This is a genomic window from Prosthecobacter sp., assembly GCF_044227185.1.
Classification (GTDB): Bacteria; Verrucomicrobiota; Verrucomicrobiia; order Verrucomicrobiales; family Verrucomicrobiaceae; genus Prosthecobacter.
On the sequence record NZ_JBGAFO010000002.1, the window covers coordinates 491,850 to 508,652 of the forward strand.

Genomic DNA, 16,803 nt, shown 5'->3' on the forward strand with positions numbered 1-16,803 from the left:
ATGGACGAACGCCCTGTTTCCCTGACCAAGAAAGCCTGGCCCTACATTGCCACTCTGAGCAGTGCTTCGGTCATGCTCCTCGCCTTCTTCATTCCCTCCATCCAGGACCAGTGGGACCGCTACCAGTCACGCAAGGTCATCGGCCAGTATGTGTCCCTGGGGGACGACTTCATGGAGGAGGAGCGCTACGACATGGCCGAAAAGGCCTACGAGAAGGCGTTTGAACTCTCCACGCAGACCCGCCTCGAAATTGAAATGAAGCGGCTCAAGGCCCGCGTGCATCGCATGAGCCTGCTGGTGGACTGGGGCGCCAAACCGCCGGAGGATCTGGAGGAGGTGGACTTCCAGCTCCTGCTGCACCTGCAAAAAAGCCATGCGCAGGAAAAGGAGCGCATCTTCACGCTGAACAGCTACGCCTCCTTCCTAGCGGGCTCCAAGAAGCTCAAGGAGGCGGAAGCCGCCCTCACCGAAGCCCTGCGCCTGGATCCCAGCAGCGCCATGCTGCATCTGAATTTGGGCAATCTGCAGGATCAGGTGGGCAGAAAAGACGAGGCCCTGAAGTCCTATCTGAAGGCCCTCGCTCTCGATCCCGGCAGTGTGAACGCCTGCTACAATCTCGGCCTTCTCTACGCCGAGCTCGGCAAATATCAGGAGGCCAAAAAATCCTTTGAAGCCGCGCTCAAGCTCGCGCCGGATGACGCCGAAACACAGCAGCAGCTCCGGCAGGTCATCAAAAAAATGGGCGAACCACCGCCGTGATCCATCCGGCCATCGGGCAGCCGCTCCGGCCGTAGGTTGGTCGTGTTTGGCGTCGAAGCCCCTCCGACGCTCTGTCATGACCTCCGCCAAACCGCCCGACCGCGAGGACGTTCGCACGCCATGGAGCCAGCCGTACGCTGACACGCCCCGAAGCCGCTGAAACGCTCGTCAAGAGGGGAGGCTTGCCACACGCTGATGGACGGGCGGGCTTCGCCACGACCGTCCTACGTCCATGCAGCTCGTCGGCGCACACCTCCTGGGCATTGCCGCCTGATGATACACCTGCCCGCACCACTCCTACGTCGCCGCCACCCAGCGCTGCCAGAGCCGCAGCAGCGGCGTGAGCACCACAAACCCCAGCGCCAGCTTCACCGAGACCGTGGCAATGGCGAGCGCATCCACAATCGCGATGCCCGCCAGCAGCCAGCCCACCGCCCGGCCCACGGCGGCGCCGCCTTTGCGCAGCGTGTGCGTGGCATAGGCCACCAGCACGGCAAACACCCCGAGCACCAGCACCTGCAGCGGACTGCCCCCCGCGGAGGAGAACCGCATGGCACAGACGATGGCCGGCGTGTACAACAGGGCAAACGCCAGCAGGGCGACCGGCATGGGCGCTTCGTCCTTGTTCTTGCCCTTTTGATGCTCCGTCCGCGCCGCCAGGGTGATGCCCGTCACATAGCAGCCCAGCGCCAGGGCAAACGGCAGCACCATCATGGGCCCCGCTGGCAGCAGGCCCGTTTCATAGTGCCACTCGGCGCCGAAAAAAGTCACGGACTCCTTTTTGCTGACCGCTGCAAAGGGGGACACCGCGGAGGCGGTCATCAAATACAGCAGCATCCGGCACGCCCCCATGACCGCCACGGATCCCTCCCAGCGCTTGTGATAGAGATCATAAAACACAATCGCGCCCACCAGCAGCCCGGTGATCTGCGGATTCGCACCATATCCCAGCACCACGACCCCGCCCATGAAAAGCAGGCTGCAGGACACCGCCCACGCGGCGCGCAGACCGATCTCCCCGCTCGGAATCGGCCGCTCCCGCCGGTGCTCCGCATCAAACTTCGCATCCGCCGCGTCGTTCAAAATCATCCCGCCGGTGTACAGCATCGAACCCGCCAGCAGCAGCCAGACGAAGCGCCCGTCCGCCAGCGAGCCACCAGCGAGCAGCCATGCCGCCGTGACGTTGGTCCACACGGTGGGCAGATTTGAAATACGGGCGAGGTGAAGCCAGGGGCGCATGCCCCCAGTCTTGAAACCCGCGGGACAAATGTCGAACGCTTATTTCAGCATGCTGCGCACAAACGGCAGCATGGAGGAGTAGAGCGTGCTGCCGTGAAAGCGGGAGAGCTGCTCGCTCACCAGCTCCGCCTCGCTGTCCACGTCCGCGGGCAGGAGATCCTCCCGCGTGTGCTCGCCGCAGGTCGCGTTCACCCGCACAAAGCAGGAGTCGCAGTCGCGCCTCACCTCGCCGCGCACGCCCGGCCCTTCCAGCACCAGGTCCTGCAGGGCGGGGCCGCTGTCCTTCTCGCTGAGCTCCACGCTCAGGTTCGCCTTCAGCCGCTGGTTGATCCACGCGGCGAGCAGCAGCGCGCTGGTCCGCTGGCCCTTGAGATGCGTGATGCGGATGGTCCGCAGCTTGTCCAGATTGTGGCAGGTGGCGGCATCCTGAAAGCACGCGGCCAGGGCCGTGCGCATGAAGTGCGAGCGCGTCCACGCAAGATCACGCACATCAAAGTCACCGGTCTCAGAATTCATGGCGGCCAGCAGCGCGTCAAACTGCCGCGCGGGATCCTTCCAGCGCGAGCTGTCGATGATCAGCGTGTCGATGCGGCTGTACAGGCGCTCTTCAAAATTCTTCGACAAATCCCCCTGCCACCACACCACCAGCGGCAGGTCGGAGTCCAGGTGGGCAAAGACGATGTTCTGCACCTGCGTGGCGTCGCCGCCTTCCAGCACAAAGCTGATCTGCTCGCTGCACACCACCTGCTTGCCCTGGTAGGGGCGGCACAGCGCCTGAATCCAGGCCCGTGCGCGCGGCGGCTGGGCCTCCGGCAGTGCGAGAATGAGCAGCGCGCGGCAGGCATGCTCCGCGGCCACATCGTCCAGCAGGTCATTGTCCGCCATGAGCTGGCAGCTGTCCTCGGTGTAAATCGCCAGGTTGATGAGCGAGGCGCGGGTCTTCGCTTCATCACCTTCCCAAAGCTGCTTCAGAGCGCGGTCAATCCGCGCAATGGGCGTTTCAAGCCCCAGGCGGTCCAGGTCGGTGTCGTTGAGATTGGAAGAGGGCATGAGAATGGAGAGTCAGGAATTTTTAATCGCTCGCTTGATCCAGCGCGGATCACGGCGGCAGTCTAAAATACGCAGGACCGGGGCATCGCCGTTGGGTTCCATGCGATAATAAATGGCAAAAGGAAAAGTGCCGCAAATGAGCCGGTGCCGGCCATTCACCACGCGATGAATGCCTGCGTTTTTTTCGAGAGATTCAAGCTCCTGAAACATGCACCTTTCAAAGTAATCGCCGAGTTCATCATCCTCCTGGTCTTCATAAAAGCGCCGCCCCTCGATCAGATCACCAAGCGCGCTTTCTGAGAGAGTTACACGCATTGTTTCAGGCCGGCCATGCGGCGCCTGGCCTCCTCCAGGGAAACAAACTGCTCTTCCCCGGCAGCCAGCCTTCGTTCCGTTTCCTCCAGCAGTTCCAGATGCCATGAGGGCGGCTGCTTGTCGTCTGTGACGGGAAACAGATCGTTTTCCAGATCCATCAACGCCCGCAGCTTTTCACCACGGCTCATTTGGTCAAGAGGAAGCAAAGTGGTCATGAGTAAAGGTGTCGTAAAGTTTCCGGCATGACAAGTTATCAAAGCAGCCGCCACTCACGCCCATCCGCGCGCAGCAGATCATCCGCTTCCTTCGGTCCCCAGCTTCCCGCGGGGTATTCATGCATCGGCGGTGGCGTGTCAGACTTGTGCCACGCGTTCTCGATCTGGTCGATGAACTTCCACGCGTTCTCCACTTCATCGCGGCGGGCAAACAACGTGGCGTCACCGGCCATGGCGTCCAGCAGCAGGCGCTCGTAGGCCTCGGGGCTGGCTTTGCCAAAGCTCGATGAATAGCGGAAGTCCATCTTCACCTGCTGCATGCTCATCGCCTGCCCCGGCTGCTTGCACAGGATGCGCAGCGCGATGCCTTCGTCCGGCTGAATGCGGATCACCAGGGTGTTCTCGCTGTTCTTGAGCATCGACGAGGTGGCAAAGGGCACCTGCGGCGGCCTTTTGAAATGAATGCTGATCTCCGTGGCCTTCTTCGGAAGCTGCTTGCCCACGCGAATGTAAAACGGCACGCCCTGCCAGCGCCACGTGTCGATCATCAGCCGCAGCGCCACGTAGGGCTCGGTCTGCGACTCGGGGTTCACCCGGTCCTCCTGCCGGTAGCCCACGCGCGGTGTGCCATCCACACTGCCTGCGGTGTACTGCGCGCGCACCACGTGTTTGCCAACTTCCTCAGGCCCCACCAGCGGGCGCAGGGCGCGGATCACCTTCACCTTTTCATCACGCACGCTGTCGGCGCTGAGATCGGTCGGCGGCTCCATGGCCACCAGCGAGACGAGCTGCAGCAGATGATTCTGCACCATGTCACGCAGCGCCCCCGCGGTGTCATAATAGCCGCCGCGTCCGCCTTCCATTCCGAGATTCTCCGCGCAGGTGATCTGCACATGGTCGATGTAGCGGCTGTTCCAGTTCGGCTCGAAAATGGAGTTTGCAAAGCGCAGCACCATGATGTTCTGCGCGGTTTCTTTGCCCAGATAATGATCGATGCGGTAGGTGTCCTTTTCTTCAAACGTGGCCGCCACAACGGCGTTCAGCCCCTGCGCGGTGGCCAGGTCCTTGCCGAAGGGCTTTTCACACACCACCCGCGCCCACTTGCCGCCCACGCCCTCATTGAGCCCGGCTTTCTTCAGCATCTCAAGAATGGGCTTGAAGGCCTCCGGCGCGGAGGCCAGGTAGAAGAGGCGGTTCGCAGGCGTGCCGCGCTCCTCATCAAACTTGTCCAGCAGCTCGCGCAGAGACTTGTAGCCTTCGAGGTCTTCAAATTCGCTGCGGTGGTAGTGGATGCACTGGGAGAAGCTCTCCCACAGCTCGTCATTGTGCCCCTGCCGGCTGTTTTTGCGGTTCCCCTCCTCCAGTTCCTTCCGGAAGCCCTCATCCGTTTTTTCACGCCGGGCAAAGCCCACCACCTTGAACTGCGGCGGCAGGTCTCCGGCGGCGGCGATGTTGTAGATGGCGGGGATCAGCTTGCGGTGCGTGAGATCGCCGGTGGCGCCAAAGATGACCACGGTGCAGGGTTCCGCACGGTGGCGGGAGAGCAGTGTCTCTTGAAAGGGATTTTCCAGTTCGGGCATGACTTTAAAGCAGGGACTACGCCACAAACGTGGCGCTGGACTGCCAGACTAGCCCTCCCCATCACGATGGCAACCGGCGATGCCTCCGCCACCCGCCGCGGTGGATGAAATGACTTCATGGCATCCATGAATCCGGCTGAACCCTCCATGGCAGGGGGGGCCGCGCAAAATAAGCGTCTCTTTCGCTCATTTTCTCCATCCTTGCTGAGTTTCAAAGGTTTGACAGCACGTCTCATCCGTTAAGAGTTAACGGGATGAGCAAACCGGCACCTGAGCCAGATATTCCGATCCCGGAAGACGTGAAAAAAGACAAGGGCTTGTGGGAGAAAACCCGCAAGAGCTTGATCGAGCGTCTGAACAACTGGGAGGATCAGAAGACGTGGAACGAGTTCTACCAGACCTACTGGCGTCTCATCTTCAGCGTCGGCACCAAGGCGGGCCTCACTCGTGAGGAAGCCTTCGATGTGGTGCAGGAGACTGTCATCGCCATCGCCCGTCAGGTGCAGAAAGGCCAGTACGACCCGCGCGCCGGTTCCTTCAAGGCCTGGCTTCTGCAGATGACCCGCTGGCGCATTCTCGATGTCTTCCGCGCCCGCAAGCGCCAGCCTTCCCTCGCAGACCAGGGCAATGCCGACACCGAGGACACCAGCGGCCAGGTCATCGACCGCCTCTCCCAGGACAAGGACAACCTGCTGGAAAACATCTGGGACCGCGAGTGGCGCGACAACATCACCGCCGCCGCGCTGGAGCGCGTGAAGGCCAAGGTCTCTCCCCGCCAGTTCCAAATTTTTGACTGCTACGTGATGAAGGGCTGGGGGGTGAAAAAGACCTCCGAGGCCCTCGGAATCAATGCCGCACAGGTCTATCTGGCCAAGCACCGCGTCGGTGCCCTGGTGAAGAAAGAAGTGCAGGGGCTTGAGAATACGATGCTTTAGTGGGAGAGTTCCGCGCGCTGGTGCTGGCCTGAGCAGTCCAGATCACCCCGCCATCCTCCTTCCACGCCTGCTTCATGAGCGATTCAGCCGCCCTGCCCGCCGAACCTCAGCCCCCGCACCCCAGCGCGGAGGAGGTGCATGACGTGCCCGCGCTGCACCCCGGCGCAGCAGCCGCTCTCGAGGCAGATTCCTTCGAGGTCCATCTTCCCGCTCCTCCCATCGCCGCGCCCACGCCCCATGAAAAGGTGAAGAGCCGCGAAAAAAACGGCCCGCCCTCCCACCGCGACGACATCGTCATTCCCGACTACACCCTGCTCAAGCGCATCGGCTCCGGGGCCTATGGCGAAGTGTGGCTGGCTCAGAGCGTCACCGGAGCCCTCCGCGCCGTAAAGATCGTCTGGCGGGAGGACTTCGAACTCACCCGCACCTTCCACCGCGAGTTTCAGGGCATCCAGCAGTTTGAGCCCATCTCCCGCGGCCATCCCTGCCTCGTGCACATCCTCCACGTCGGCTGGAATGAAACGCGCGGCTTCTACTACTGCGTGATGGAGCTGGCGGACGACGCCGAGGACGGCGCGCACATCAAGGACGTGAAGACCTACGTGCCTCGCACGCTCACCACGGACATGAAGCGCCACGGCCGGCTGGATCCCTTCTTCTGCCGGGATGCGGGCGTCTACCTGGCAGACGCACTCCACTACATGCACAATCATGGTCTCACCCACCGTGACATCAAGCCCTCCAACATCATCTTCGTCGGCGGCGTGTGCAAACTCGCGGATATCGGCCTCGTCGCCGCATTCGGAGAGCGCACCTTTGTGGGCACGGAGGGCTTCGTGCCTCCGGAAGGCCCCGGCACTCCGCAGGCGGACATCTACAGCCTCGGCAAGGTGCTCTATGAAATGAGCAGCGGCAAAGACCGCATGGAGTTCCCCGAAGTGCCGGACAATCTCTCCGACGAAGAGTGGCCTTTCTGGATCGATCTCAACCGCGTCATCTGCCAGGCCTGCGAGGCCGACCTCGCCCGCCGCTTCACCCACGCCTCAGATTTCGCCGAGGCCCTGCAGCATGTCGGCGATGTGCGGCCGGAGAGCTTTGTGCGCCGCTTCGCCCGCGCCGCCATCATCACCACCCTCGCCTCCTTCCTCGTGGCCAGCGGTCTGGTGATGGGCAAGCACCAGCGCGACTGGAGCTATGAAATCCCTCTGCCCGTAAAGCCGCTGCCAGTGCTCCCCGCAAAGCCGCAGCCACCCACCCCGGGGAAGCTCTGGCAGAACCGCCTCGGGCAGTGGTTCACCTTCAAGAACGACCGCCATGTGGCGGACCTCCCGGTGACCCCGGAGCTCTTTTACACCTTCCTCATCACCGCAGACCGTCCCGCGGAGTGGGGCGCGGCGGAGTTTGTGCAGCCGGACAAGACTTCCATCCGCGTCGCTGAGGCCACCCGCGAAGACGCGGACGCCTTCTGCGCCTGGATGACCTTCATGGATCGCAAAAGCGGACGTCTCGACGCCGACCACGAATACGTCTGGCAGCCGGTGAAGCTCCCCCGCTCTCCCAATTCCTCCCCCCCGCGCAAGGGGCACATGGCCATCCGCTGCGAGATCGTGGCTCTGAAGTACGGCAGCCTTAAAATCGACAGCACCCCTCCAGGCGCGCAGGTCTTCGATGGCGAGCAACTCCTCGGCCGCACGCCCTTGGCCCTGCCAAAGGTGCGCGCGGACGCCTTCAGCTACGAAATCATCCTGCCCGGCTACAAGCCCGAGGCCGCGGACGGCAAGCTCAAGCAGGGCCAGAGCATCAATTTCAATCTGCGCCTGAAAGCCACCGGCGCCGTGGTCTTTGGCAAGCCCTGGCAGAACAGCCTCGGCATCAAGTTCGTGCCCCTCGGCAAGGCCATGCTCGCCAGCATCGAAACCCGCCGCAAAGACTTCCTCGAATTTGCCAAGGCCACCAACCAGCCGCCCGTGGAAGGCCGCGTGCTGGATGCCGAGCCCGACCTCCCCGTCAGCATGGTGAACCGCTCCGAAGCCGAGCAGTTCTGCCGCTGGCTGACCGACCGCGAGCGCGCCCAAAGCCTCCTGGAGCCCGATCAGGAGTACCGCCTGCCCACCGACGACGAGTGGAGCATGGCCGCCTACCTCTCCCGCGAGATCGGCGACACCCCCTCCGAACGCAGTCTGCGCATCGAAGGCATCTACCCCTGGGGCTTCATCTGGCCGCCTCCCGCGAAATCCGGCAACTTCCTCGACAAAAGCGCGGACAAGACCGGCACAAAGGCCATTCCCAAATACGACGACGGCTTTGCCGGCCCGGCGCCGGTGGGCTCCTTCCGCGCGGACGGCCGCGGCCTGCACGACCTCTCTGGCAATCTCTGGGAGTGGGTCTCAGACTCCTGGGGAGCCATGCCAGACCAGGGCGTGCTGCGCGGCGGCGCCTACACCACTTCAGAGCGCCAGGAACTCCTCGCCTCCTTCCGCCGCCATGCCACCGCCGCCGACCGCCATCCCGATGCCGGCTTCCGCCTCCTGCTCTGGAACATCGGCCAGATGGCCCGTGAAGACGACGATTGAATCCGGCTCTTTTGCGGGAATAAGCAATCTTCGGCGGTCCTCCCACGTATCAGCCAGCAGCAAACCAACGCCATGAAACTCCGCCTCGCCCTTCTTTCCGCCCTTGCCGCCGCCTTCTGCATCGCTCAGGCCGAGGACAAACCCAAAACCGATACTTCCAAACCCATGTCCAAGCCCGAAATCGTGAAGTCTGAATCCGACTGGCAGAAAATGCTCACCCCGGAGCAGTTCCAGGTGACCCGCATGCGCGGCACCGAGCCCAAGAATGGTGCGGCTTATGAAGAATTCGAGAAGCAGGGCGAAGGCACCTACTACTGCGTGTGCTGCGGCGCCGAGCTCTTCACCTCCAAGGAAAAATTCCACTCCGGCTGCGGCTGGCCCTCCTTCTACGACACCTCCAAGGCCAAGGGCGTTCTCGAAAAGGTGGACAACAGCCATGGCTGGCACCGCATCGAAACCGTCTGCAAACGCTGCGACGCCCACCTGGGCCACGTCTTTGATGGCGAAGGCTTCAAGACCCCCACGGACCGCCGCTTCTGCATCAACGGCGTCGCCCTCAAATTCGTCCCCAAAGGCGGCGAGCCCCCCAAGCTCCTCGAAGTCTCCTCCGCCGCCGTCCAGGAAAAGAAAAGCGAAGTGAACAAAGAAGGCGGCGTGCAGAAGAAGTAAAGTGATGCGGGCACTCCTGCCCGCATTATTCACCGTCTACGATCTGAGGATTGCCACTGTCAAAACATAGAGTCCCGCTGTCCACCAGCCCCAGGATGCCACACGGCTGGTGATTTCAGGCGTGGCTCTTCTGATGGCCGTGTAGCTTTTTGACATCACTTTTTGAGTGGTGGAACGCAGCAGACATCCCAGAAAAATAACTTCCGTCAAAAGTGTGAAAGCACTTCGGGGCAGCCTAAAAAGATCGGCCACCGCACAGACCCCATAAAACGCGAAGGCAAGGAACCAGCCCCAGCGTCGGAGGAAGCATAAACCGATGCCTCCAGCGAGAGGCGAAAGAGCAGTGACCCATGCCCGCCCCATGTAAAGGCCACCTGTTTCCTCCAGATGGTTTTTCACCATGTTGATCGTCGCCACCAAAACGAAAGCTCCGATCGTGATGCTGAACACACCACAGGCTTTTAAGTTTGCTTCACTACGCAAATAGGAAATGCGGATGTCCGTGGCATTCGCATTCTCCGGTAGCGTAGTAGCCTGAGGAGCCGTGTAAGGATTGAGTTCTTCCATTCCAGCACCTCCAGCCTAAGCCCTCCCTCACATCTTCCCCGTCTTCGCAAACTCGATGATCTTCTTGTCATCGTCCCCTGCCGCCCATGTCACGCGCAGGAAATCCGCCGGGTGCAGCTTGTGCTGCTCAAAAAACGCCCGGTCTCCGCCGCAGCCGTACATCGTGTCCGGGTCCATTTCTCCGTTCAGCTTCGCCCGCGCTTTCACGATCAGGCGCGGCAGCCACGGCATGCCCTCCACCGCCGCCGTTTTTGCCGGCAGCTCGCTCGGCGGCACCGTTTTCCCGGTGCGCTGGCTGTTCTGCACCACGCGGAAATAATCCCGCCGCACCGCGGCCACCAGCAGGCTCGTCTCCAGCGAGGGCCCCTCCACGCCATAGCGGCAGTGGTCGTCCACAAAGTCGAAAAACTCCTGCGCCGTGTAGCCAATGCTGTCCAGAAAGGCCTTGTCCGCCTCCGTGTACCAGTTCACCGCGCGGGTGTCCCCGCCGCGGTGCAGTTTGGCGCAGCGCTCAAAGAGTTCGCGAAAAGTCGTGTCCCAGGTTTGATCGTTCATATAGGGATTTACGCTTAACGACGCTTCTTTGAACGTCAAATGTTCGCGCGCAACCATTCCGCTCCTCCCGTGGTTTACTTTGCACATGACCTTCGCTAGCATGGCGGACCCACCGCCTGCCTACCTCATGCCCCACCCGGAACGGAACGCTCCCACCCACGCACCGCAGGCCGCCGCCGACGGTGGGGAGGAGTCATCCGACCAGGAAAGCATCCGCCTCATGCTCCGCGTCAAAGAGGGCGATGTGAAAGCCTTCGAGCGCCTCGTCGAGCTCCACCAGAGCGCCGTCATCGGCACCTGCGCCCGCATGCTCAACAACGTGGACGACGCGCACGACATCGCCCAGCAGGTCTTCATCCGCGTCTGGCGCAGCGCCCCGCGCTACGAGGTCACCGCCAAGTTCACCACCTGGCTCTTCACCATCACCCGCAATCTCGTCTTCAACGAAACCCGCCGCCGCTCCCGCCGCAAGGAGGTCAGCATCGAGCAGGAAAGCGAAGACGATCCGCCCAGGCACTTCGCCGACCACAGCACCCCCGGCGCAGATCATCTCACCCAGCAGACCGAGCTGGAGCAGGCCCTGGACAAAGCCATCGCCGCCCTGCCGGAGAAGCAGCGCATCGCCGTCATCATGCGCCGCCACCAGGACCTCCCATACGAGGACATCTGCAGCGTCCTCAAGATGTCCCTCCCCGCCGTGAAGAGCCTCCTCTTCCGCGCCCGCACGGAACTCCGCAAGCACCTGGCTGCGTACCTGGGCGAAGACGTGGAGTGAGCCCATTCTTCCCTTCTGAAATCAAAAATCGATTGCTCATCAACGTGTTCTCCGAAGCTCGCAGAGCGAAGGATGAATCGTCAATCGCGCCCGCCCATCGCTCCCCTGGCCCCACGGCGTGCGAGAGCCCAAAACCACCGATTGCCAACTCTAAAAATCCCCCTTTCCTCCAGCGTACTCTCCGCCTCCCGCATGAAACCCGTTCTGCTCGCCCTTCTCGCCCCCACGCTGCTCCTCGCCGCGCCCAAGCCGCTCTTCAGCTCCAAGCTCATCACCAGTACCACGCCGAACCACAGCGTAGACATCGACGTCTCCCTCGAAGGTGCGAAGGAGCTCTACCTCGTCGTCACCGATGGCGGCAACGGCTTCACCGCTGACTGGGCAGACTGGGCTGAGCCACGCCTCATCCTCGCCGATGGCAGCGAGAAAAAACTCACGGAAATCGAATGGAAATCCGCGCAGTCCGGCTGGAATAGCGTTCGCGTGAATGCCAGCGCTGGAAGCACCGAACTCCGCAGCGCCGGCAAGGCCATCGAGTACGGCATCGGTACACATGCGAACAGCATCATCGCCTTCAATCTCCCCGCAGGCTCCAAGCGCTTCAAAGCCCGCGGCGCTCTCGATGAAGGCGGAACCAAGCAGGGCAGCGCCAGCGTGGAGTTCCGCGTCTACACCGAAAACCCCGGCCCCATCACCGCCAGCGATAGCAGCTCCCACGATCCCGCCGATGCGGTGGATTCCCTCACCGTGCACCCCGAACTCAAAGTGCAGCTCTTCGCCAGCGAGCCCATGATGGAAAGCCCCTCCAGCATCGACATCGACGCACGCGGGCGCGTCTGGGTCTGCGAAGTGGTGAACTACCGCAAGCACCTCGGCGAACGCGCTGAAGGCGACCGCATCCTCATCCTCGAAGACACCGACGGTGATGCCAAAGCCGACAAGTCCACCGTCTTCCACCAGGGCCACGATGTGGACAGCGCCCACGGCATCTGCGTCCTCGGCAACAAAGCCCTCATCTCCTGTGGCGACGACGTCTTCTGGCTCATCGACGACAACGGCGACGACAAGGCCGACCGCAAGGAGCTCATGTTCACCAAGATCGGCGGCGCGCAGCACGACCACGGCATCCACGCCTTCCACTTCGGCCCCGATGGCCGCCTCTACTTCAACTTCGGCAACGCCGGCAAGCAGCTCTGCGACAAGGACGGCAACCTCATCACCGACATCCACGGCATCAAATGCACCAACCAAAACAACCGCCCCTACCAGCAGGGCATGGTCTTCCGCTGCGAACTCGACGGCAGCAACGTCGAAGTGCTCGCCTGGAACTTCCGCAACAACTGGGAAATCGCCGTGGACAGCTTCGGCACCCTCTGGCAGTCCGACAACGACGACGACGGCAACAAAGGCGTGCGCATCAACTACGTCATGGAGTTCGGCAACTACGGCTACTCCGACGAAATGACCGGCGCTGGCTGGCAGACGCCACGCATCGGCTGGGAGAGCGAGATCCCCCAGCGCCACTGGCACCTCAACGACCCCGGCGTCATCCCCAACCTCCTGCAAACCGGCGCCGGCAGCCCCACCGGCATGCAAGTCTATGAAGGCGATCTCCTCCCCAGCATCTTCCACGGCCAGCCCATCCACTGCGACGCCGGCCCGAACGTCGTCCGCGCCTATATCACCCAGCCCGATGGCGCAGGCTACAAAGCCGAAATCGTGAACATCCTCGAAGGCACCAAAGACAAATGGTTCCGCCCCAGCGACGTCGCCGTCGCCCCCGACGGCTCCCTCATCGTCGCCGACTGGTACGACCCCGGCGTCGGCGGCCACGGCATGGGCGATGTGACGCGTGGCCGCCTCTTCCGCGTGACGACGAAGGCGGCGGTGAAGTATCAGACCCCAGGTTTCAAATTGGACACCGTCGAAGGCTCTGTCGCTGCGTTGAAATCGCCGAATGAAGAGCAGCGCTATCTGGCATGGCAGGCACTCGAAAAGTCCGGCTCCAAAGCCATCCCCGCACTCAACAAACTCTTGGCTGACACCAAGGCAGAACCTCAGCACCGCGCACGAGCCCTCTGGACTGTAGCTCGGTTTTCCGAAACCGAGGCCGCTGCCGAATCTCCCAGCGAACTCAAATTCGCCATTCCAAACTACCTCCTCACCGCCCTCGCGGACACCGATCCCAACCTCCGCATCACCGCCATCCGTGCCGCCCGCATGCTCTGGCAGCAAAAGCAGCCGGAACGGCTGCGCGAGGTCATCGCCAAAGCCGTCGCAGACAAAGACGCCGCCGTGCGCCGCGAGGCAGTGATTGCACTGCGATTTGACGGCAGCGACGAAGCCAACGCCCTCTGGAAGAAAGCCCTCTTCCAGGAAGATGGCTCCAACCGCTGGAGCATTGAGGCCCTGGGCATTGCCTCGGATCTCTTTGCGGATGCCAGGCTCAAGGCCGCCAATCAGAAGGAGAAGGACACGACTCCTCCGGCAGACCTCCTGCTTCAGAAAATCATCTGGCGCACCCGCACCCAGCAAACCCCGGAACTGATCGCCCATTCATTGACTCATGGCATCACCGTCGCGGACAAGGGCTGGATCCAGCTCGCTGTGAAAAACTGGCCGGAGATGCTCCGCGCCCTCCAGCTACTTTCCTACAAGCAGCATGACGAAGTCGCTGCCGCAGCTTTGAACATCTTCCTCAAAGCCGACCCCGAAACCGCTCTCGCCGCCACCGCCCTCCTCGACCGCAACACCATCGCTTCCAATCCCGAAGCCAAGGCGCGCCTCGACTCCCTCCTGAAACCCGTCATCGGCAAACCCGAATTCATCGCCCTCGTCGAACGCCTCAACCTCACCGGCTTCGAAAAAGAACTGCTCGACTACATCGTCGCCAATCCCAACGCACCTGAGTCCGTCAACGCCGCACGCCTCATCGCCGCCAATCGAGATGGCGCTCTGCGCTTCCTCAAAGACGCCGACGCCCCCTCCGCCAAAGCCCTCATCGCCTCGCTCGGTCGCGTGAGCGATCGCGCCTCCGTCGCCGTGCTGAATCAAGCCTTCTGGTCTGAGAAACGCGCAGACGTCCGCCACACCATCATCGACGCCCTCGCCCTCAGCGGCGAAGGCGGCCGCAACATTCTCCGCTGGCAGAGCGAAGGCAAACTCCCCGCCGAATTCAAAGACCAGTCCGCCCTCGCCCTCAGCCGCAGCACCGACGCCAGCGTGCGCGATCAGGCCGCCAAAGAACTCCCCCTCCCCGCCGCCCAAGGCCTCGACAACTTCCCCAAGCTCCCCGAACTCGTGAAGCTTAAAGGCGATGCCACCAAAGGCCCGCAGATGTTCATGCAGGCAGGGTGCATCGCCTGCCACCGCGTCAAAGGCCAGTACATCGACTTCGGCCCCGACCTCTCGCAGATCGGAGCCAAGCTCAGCCAGGACGGCCTCTTCACCGCCATCCTCTACCCCAGCGCCGCCATCGAGCACAGCTTCGTCGGCCAGCAGATCACCACCAAGGAAGGCCAGACCATCACCGGATACATCGTCAGCGAAACCGACACCGAACTCACCCTCCGCATCGCCGGCGGTGCCTCCACCCCCGTGAAGAAATCCAGCATCACCAAAAAGGAAGAACTCAAACTCTCCCTCATGCCCCCCGCCCTCGCCGGTGCCATCGGCCCCCAAGGCCTCGCCGACCTCGTCGCCTGGCTGCAGACGCTGAAGTAAGAGGTACGACAGACACTCTTGTCTGTCGATCAGCGCTCACGCAGGCAGCAGTGGCACCACCCTCCCAAGATACCTCCTTGCGGACAGCAGCTTCGCCGATAATTTCCCCCATGACGATCACACTCACAGCTCCTGCTGAAGCACTGCTGCGCGAACAAATCGCCCAAGGCAGCTTCGCCAATATTGATTCAGCCGTTGAAGCTGCTGTTCAAACCACTTTCGGACATCGCGCCTCCAAAGCGCTGGAATCCTTGCTCGACCAAGCGCTCAACCATCCTGGCCGCCGTGTGCCTCTGGATGAATTGCGTGCTCGTCACGCATGAAAACGGTCACTTTCAATCCGGTCGCCATAGCTGACCTCGACGAGGTGACCAACCACATCTCGCAGCACAATCCCGATGCGGCGGCGAATGTACGCACTGCCATTCTTGAGACAGCCCAGTATTTGGAAGCACATGCGGGAATCGGTATCCGCCCGCGTTTCAGCGCACCTCGTTTCGCTGGAATCCGCTTCATTCCTGCAAACGACTACCCCAATTATTTGCTGTTTTATCGTGAAGGCATGGATGATGTCGAAATCCTCAGAGTTCTGCACGGGGCACAAAACCTCCCGCCTCTGTTCGAGTAGAGAGTGGTTCCATCGGTTTTCCGGTCGCCCACCAAGTGGTTGGCTTTCGATGTCGGCACGCCACGAAACATTCGCCCCCTCCTCATCGTTTCCCCGCGCAACCATGCGCCTCCTTCTTCCCCTCCTCCTCGCTCTCGCACTGCCCCTGCACGCCCAGAAGGCCGGCAAAAACAAAGACAAGCCCCTCATCAAGCTGACCACCACCGAGGTCGCCACCAAGGACATCGTCTATAAAACCACCCCGCAGGGCGAGCTGAAACTCCACGTCTTCTCTCCCAAAGGCGAAGCGCAGACCACCGCCCTCCGCCCCTGCGCCGTGTTCTTCTTCGGCGGCGGTTGGAAGAGCGGCTCCTACCTCCAGTTCGTCCCGCAGTCCGAATACCTCGCCAGCCGCGGCATCGTCGCCATCAGCGCCGACTACCGCATCCTCAACGTCCACAAAACCTCGCCCGACAAAGCCGTCGAAGATGCGAAAAGCGCCATCCGCTGGGTCCGCGGTCATGCCACCGAGCTCGGCATCGATCCCGCCAAGATCATCGCCGGTGGCGGCTCCGCCGGCGGCCATCTCGCCGCCTGCACCGCACTCGCCTCCGCCTACGATGCCGAGTCCGACGACAAATCCATCTCCGCCAAACCCAATGCCATGGTGCTCTTCAATCCCGCCATGAACATCGCCACCCTCTTCAAGGACCGCACCACCGGCGAAGGCCCCATGACCCTCGAAATGGCCGAAGCCATCACGCCGAACAGCTTCCTCACCAAAGACACCCCGCCCGCCATCCTCTTCTTCGGCACCGCCGACAAACTCAAGGCCGGTGGCGATGAATACATCACCAAGGCCAAGGCCCTCGGCCTCCGCGCCGAAATGTGGACCGCCGCCGACATGCCCCACGGCTTCTTCAACAAAGCCCCCTGGATCCAGGTCACCGCCAAAAAGATGGACGAGTTCCTCTCCTCCCTCGGCTACCTCGGCGGCGAGCCCACCATCAAGCTGCCGGAGAATGCTCCCGCGCTGAAGCAGGAGAACTAGGAAGCGATTGATCGCAGCAATTCGCAAAACTCATTTCCGGCAGCATAGTTTTTTGAACGTTCGGTTCGCCGCAAAGAGGCAAAGGAGCAGAGGCGGCAGAGACTCAATCCATTCTCTGCTCCCTCTGCCTCTCCGCCCCTTTGCGGCTAAACCGAAGGTCCTTGTGCCTTTCAAATGCCCCGGGGCAGAA

General features: G+C 62.1%; 16 protein-coding genes. 9 read left to right on the plus strand and 7 right to left on the minus strand.

The genetic code is table 11. The features are described from left to right. Window positions 1-759 (plus strand): tetratricopeptide repeat protein, encoded by a 759-nt coding sequence (locus tag ACILSQ_RS06435; RefSeq protein ID WP_395742764.1) that lies wholly within the window; start codon window positions 1-3, stop codon window positions 757-759. 297 nt (window positions 760-1,056) lie between these two features. On the opposite strand, the gene ACILSQ_RS06440 is transcribed toward ACILSQ_RS06435, so the two are convergent. From ACILSQ_RS06440 to zwf, 5 genes are read right to left on the minus strand one after another with little or no spacing between them, the layout of a single operon-like run. Beyond that, window positions 1,057-1,998 carry a UbiA family prenyltransferase gene (locus ACILSQ_RS06440; protein ID WP_395742765.1) on the minus strand — a complete coding sequence of 314 codons (942 nt, stop codon included), beginning with the start codon at window positions 1,996-1,998 and terminating at the stop codon, window positions 1,057-1,059. Between the two features lie 39 nt (window positions 1,999-2,037). Further along, complete coding sequence (locus tag ACILSQ_RS06445; protein WP_395742766.1) at window positions 2,038-3,048, minus strand: glucose-6-phosphate dehydrogenase assembly protein OpcA; 1,011 nt, start codon at window positions 3,046-3,048, stop codon at window positions 2,038-2,040. Window positions 3,049-3,060: 12 nt separating this feature from the next. After that, window positions 3,061-3,363, minus strand: a complete 303-nt coding sequence (locus ACILSQ_RS06450; RefSeq protein ID WP_395742767.1) for a type II toxin-antitoxin system RelE/ParE family toxin — start codon at window positions 3,361-3,363, stop codon at window positions 3,061-3,063. After that, window positions 3,354-3,578 (minus strand): addiction module protein, encoded by a 225-nt coding sequence (locus ACILSQ_RS06455; protein ID WP_395742768.1) that lies wholly within the window; start codon window positions 3,576-3,578, stop codon window positions 3,354-3,356. The genes ACILSQ_RS06450 and ACILSQ_RS06455 overlap by 10 nt, the downstream gene beginning before the upstream one ends. A 38-nt stretch (window positions 3,579-3,616) precedes the next feature. Beyond that, window positions 3,617-5,158 (minus strand): glucose-6-phosphate dehydrogenase, encoded by a 1,542-nt coding sequence (gene zwf / locus ACILSQ_RS06460; protein WP_395742769.1) that lies wholly within the window; start codon window positions 5,156-5,158, stop codon window positions 3,617-3,619. A gap of 299 nt (window positions 5,159-5,457) precedes the next feature. Here zwf and ACILSQ_RS06465 point away from each other — a divergent pair, with 299 nt between their 5' ends. The 3 genes from ACILSQ_RS06465 to msrB all read left to right on the plus strand — a co-directional run bounded on the left by ACILSQ_RS06465 (window position 5,458) and on the right by msrB (window position 9,335). Then, on the plus strand, window positions 5,458-6,093 hold the full coding sequence (locus ACILSQ_RS06465; protein WP_395742770.1) for an RNA polymerase sigma factor: 636 nt from the start codon (window positions 5,458-5,460) through the stop codon (window positions 6,091-6,093). Window positions 6,094-6,167: 74 nt separating this feature from the next. Beyond that, window positions 6,168-8,666 (plus strand): protein kinase domain-containing protein, encoded by a 2,499-nt coding sequence (locus ACILSQ_RS06470; protein ID WP_395742771.1) that lies wholly within the window; start codon window positions 6,168-6,170, stop codon window positions 8,664-8,666. Between the two features lie 72 nt (window positions 8,667-8,738). After that, window positions 8,739-9,335 carry a peptide-methionine (R)-S-oxide reductase MsrB gene (msrB, locus tag ACILSQ_RS06475; protein WP_395742772.1) on the plus strand — a complete coding sequence of 199 codons (597 nt, stop codon included), beginning with the start codon at window positions 8,739-8,741 and terminating at the stop codon, window positions 9,333-9,335. Between the two features lie 36 nt (window positions 9,336-9,371). On the opposite strand, the gene ACILSQ_RS06480 is transcribed toward msrB, so the two are convergent. Next, the gene (locus ACILSQ_RS06480; RefSeq protein WP_395742773.1) at window positions 9,372-9,902 is read right to left on the minus strand and encodes a hypothetical protein; all 531 of its coding nucleotides are present in this window, start codon (window positions 9,900-9,902) and stop codon (window positions 9,372-9,374) included. A 27-nt stretch (window positions 9,903-9,929) separates the two neighbouring features. Next, on the minus strand, window positions 9,930-10,457 hold the full coding sequence (locus tag ACILSQ_RS06485; protein ID WP_395742774.1) for a hypothetical protein: 528 nt from the start codon (window positions 10,455-10,457) through the stop codon (window positions 9,930-9,932). 85 nt (window positions 10,458-10,542) lie between these two features. Here ACILSQ_RS06485 and ACILSQ_RS06490 point away from each other — a divergent pair, with 85 nt between their 5' ends. From ACILSQ_RS06490 to ACILSQ_RS06510, 5 genes are all read left to right on the plus strand, one after another. After that, the gene (locus ACILSQ_RS06490; protein ID WP_395742775.1) at window positions 10,543-11,232 is read left to right on the plus strand and encodes an RNA polymerase sigma factor; all 690 of its coding nucleotides are present in this window, start codon (window positions 10,543-10,545) and stop codon (window positions 11,230-11,232) included. Between the two features lie 192 nt (window positions 11,233-11,424). Next, window positions 11,425-14,955 (plus strand): PVC-type heme-binding CxxCH protein, encoded by a 3,531-nt coding sequence (locus ACILSQ_RS06495; protein WP_395742776.1) that lies wholly within the window; start codon window positions 11,425-11,427, stop codon window positions 14,953-14,955. 110 nt (window positions 14,956-15,065) lie between these two features. Next, a complete protein-coding gene (locus tag ACILSQ_RS06500) occupies window positions 15,066-15,278 on the plus strand; it encodes a hypothetical protein (protein ID WP_395742777.1) in 213 nt (70 codons plus the stop codon). Then, the gene (locus ACILSQ_RS06505; protein ID WP_395742778.1) at window positions 15,275-15,583 is read left to right on the plus strand and encodes a type II toxin-antitoxin system RelE/ParE family toxin; all 309 of its coding nucleotides are present in this window, start codon (window positions 15,275-15,277) and stop codon (window positions 15,581-15,583) included. The genes ACILSQ_RS06500 and ACILSQ_RS06505 overlap by 4 nt, the downstream gene beginning before the upstream one ends. Window positions 15,584-15,686: 103 nt before the next feature. Then, window positions 15,687-16,613 carry an alpha/beta hydrolase gene (locus ACILSQ_RS06510; RefSeq protein WP_395742779.1) on the plus strand — a complete coding sequence of 309 codons (927 nt, stop codon included), beginning with the start codon at window positions 15,687-15,689 and terminating at the stop codon, window positions 16,611-16,613. Window positions 16,614-16,803 lie beyond the last annotated feature (190 nt).

Coding starts and splice junctions, on each gene's coding strand:
- ACILSQ_RS06480 (WP_395742773.1), bottom strand. CDS start 9,902: ATGGAAGAACTCAATCCTTACACGGCTCCTCAGGCTACTACGCTACCG.
- ACILSQ_RS06455 (WP_395742768.1), bottom strand. CDS start 3,578: ATGACCACTTTGCTTCCTCTTGACCAAATGAGCCGTGGTGAAAAGCTG.
- ACILSQ_RS06490 (WP_395742775.1), top strand. CDS start 10,543: ATGACCTTCGCTAGCATGGCGGACCCACCGCCTGCCTACCTCATGCCC.
- ACILSQ_RS06510 (WP_395742779.1), top strand. CDS start 15,687: ATGCGCCTCCTTCTTCCCCTCCTCCTCGCTCTCGCACTGCCCCTGCAC.
- zwf (WP_395742769.1), bottom strand. CDS start 5,158: ATGCCCGAACTGGAAAATCCCTTTCAAGAGACACTGCTCTCCCGCCAC.
- ACILSQ_RS06485 (WP_395742774.1), bottom strand. CDS start 10,457: ATGAACGATCAAACCTGGGACACGACTTTTCGCGAACTCTTTGAGCGC.
- ACILSQ_RS06435 (WP_395742764.1), top strand. CDS start 1: ATGGACGAACGCCCTGTTTCCCTGACCAAGAAAGCCTGGCCCTACATT.
- ACILSQ_RS06445 (WP_395742766.1), bottom strand. CDS start 3,048: ATGCCCTCTTCCAATCTCAACGACACCGACCTGGACCGCCTGGGGCTT.
- ACILSQ_RS06495 (WP_395742776.1), top strand. CDS start 11,425: ATGAAACCCGTTCTGCTCGCCCTTCTCGCCCCCACGCTGCTCCTCGCC.
- ACILSQ_RS06440 (WP_395742765.1), bottom strand. CDS start 1,998: ATGCGCCCCTGGCTTCACCTCGCCCGTATTTCAAATCTGCCCACCGTG.
- ACILSQ_RS06450 (WP_395742767.1), bottom strand. CDS start 3,363: ATGCGTGTAACTCTCTCAGAAAGCGCGCTTGGTGATCTGATCGAGGGG.
- msrB (WP_395742772.1), top strand. CDS start 8,739: ATGAAACTCCGCCTCGCCCTTCTTTCCGCCCTTGCCGCCGCCTTCTGC.
- ACILSQ_RS06505 (WP_395742778.1), top strand. CDS start 15,275: ATGAAAACGGTCACTTTCAATCCGGTCGCCATAGCTGACCTCGACGAG.
- ACILSQ_RS06500 (WP_395742777.1), top strand. CDS start 15,066: ATGACGATCACACTCACAGCTCCTGCTGAAGCACTGCTGCGCGAACAA.
- ACILSQ_RS06470 (WP_395742771.1), top strand. CDS start 6,168: ATGAGCGATTCAGCCGCCCTGCCCGCCGAACCTCAGCCCCCGCACCCC.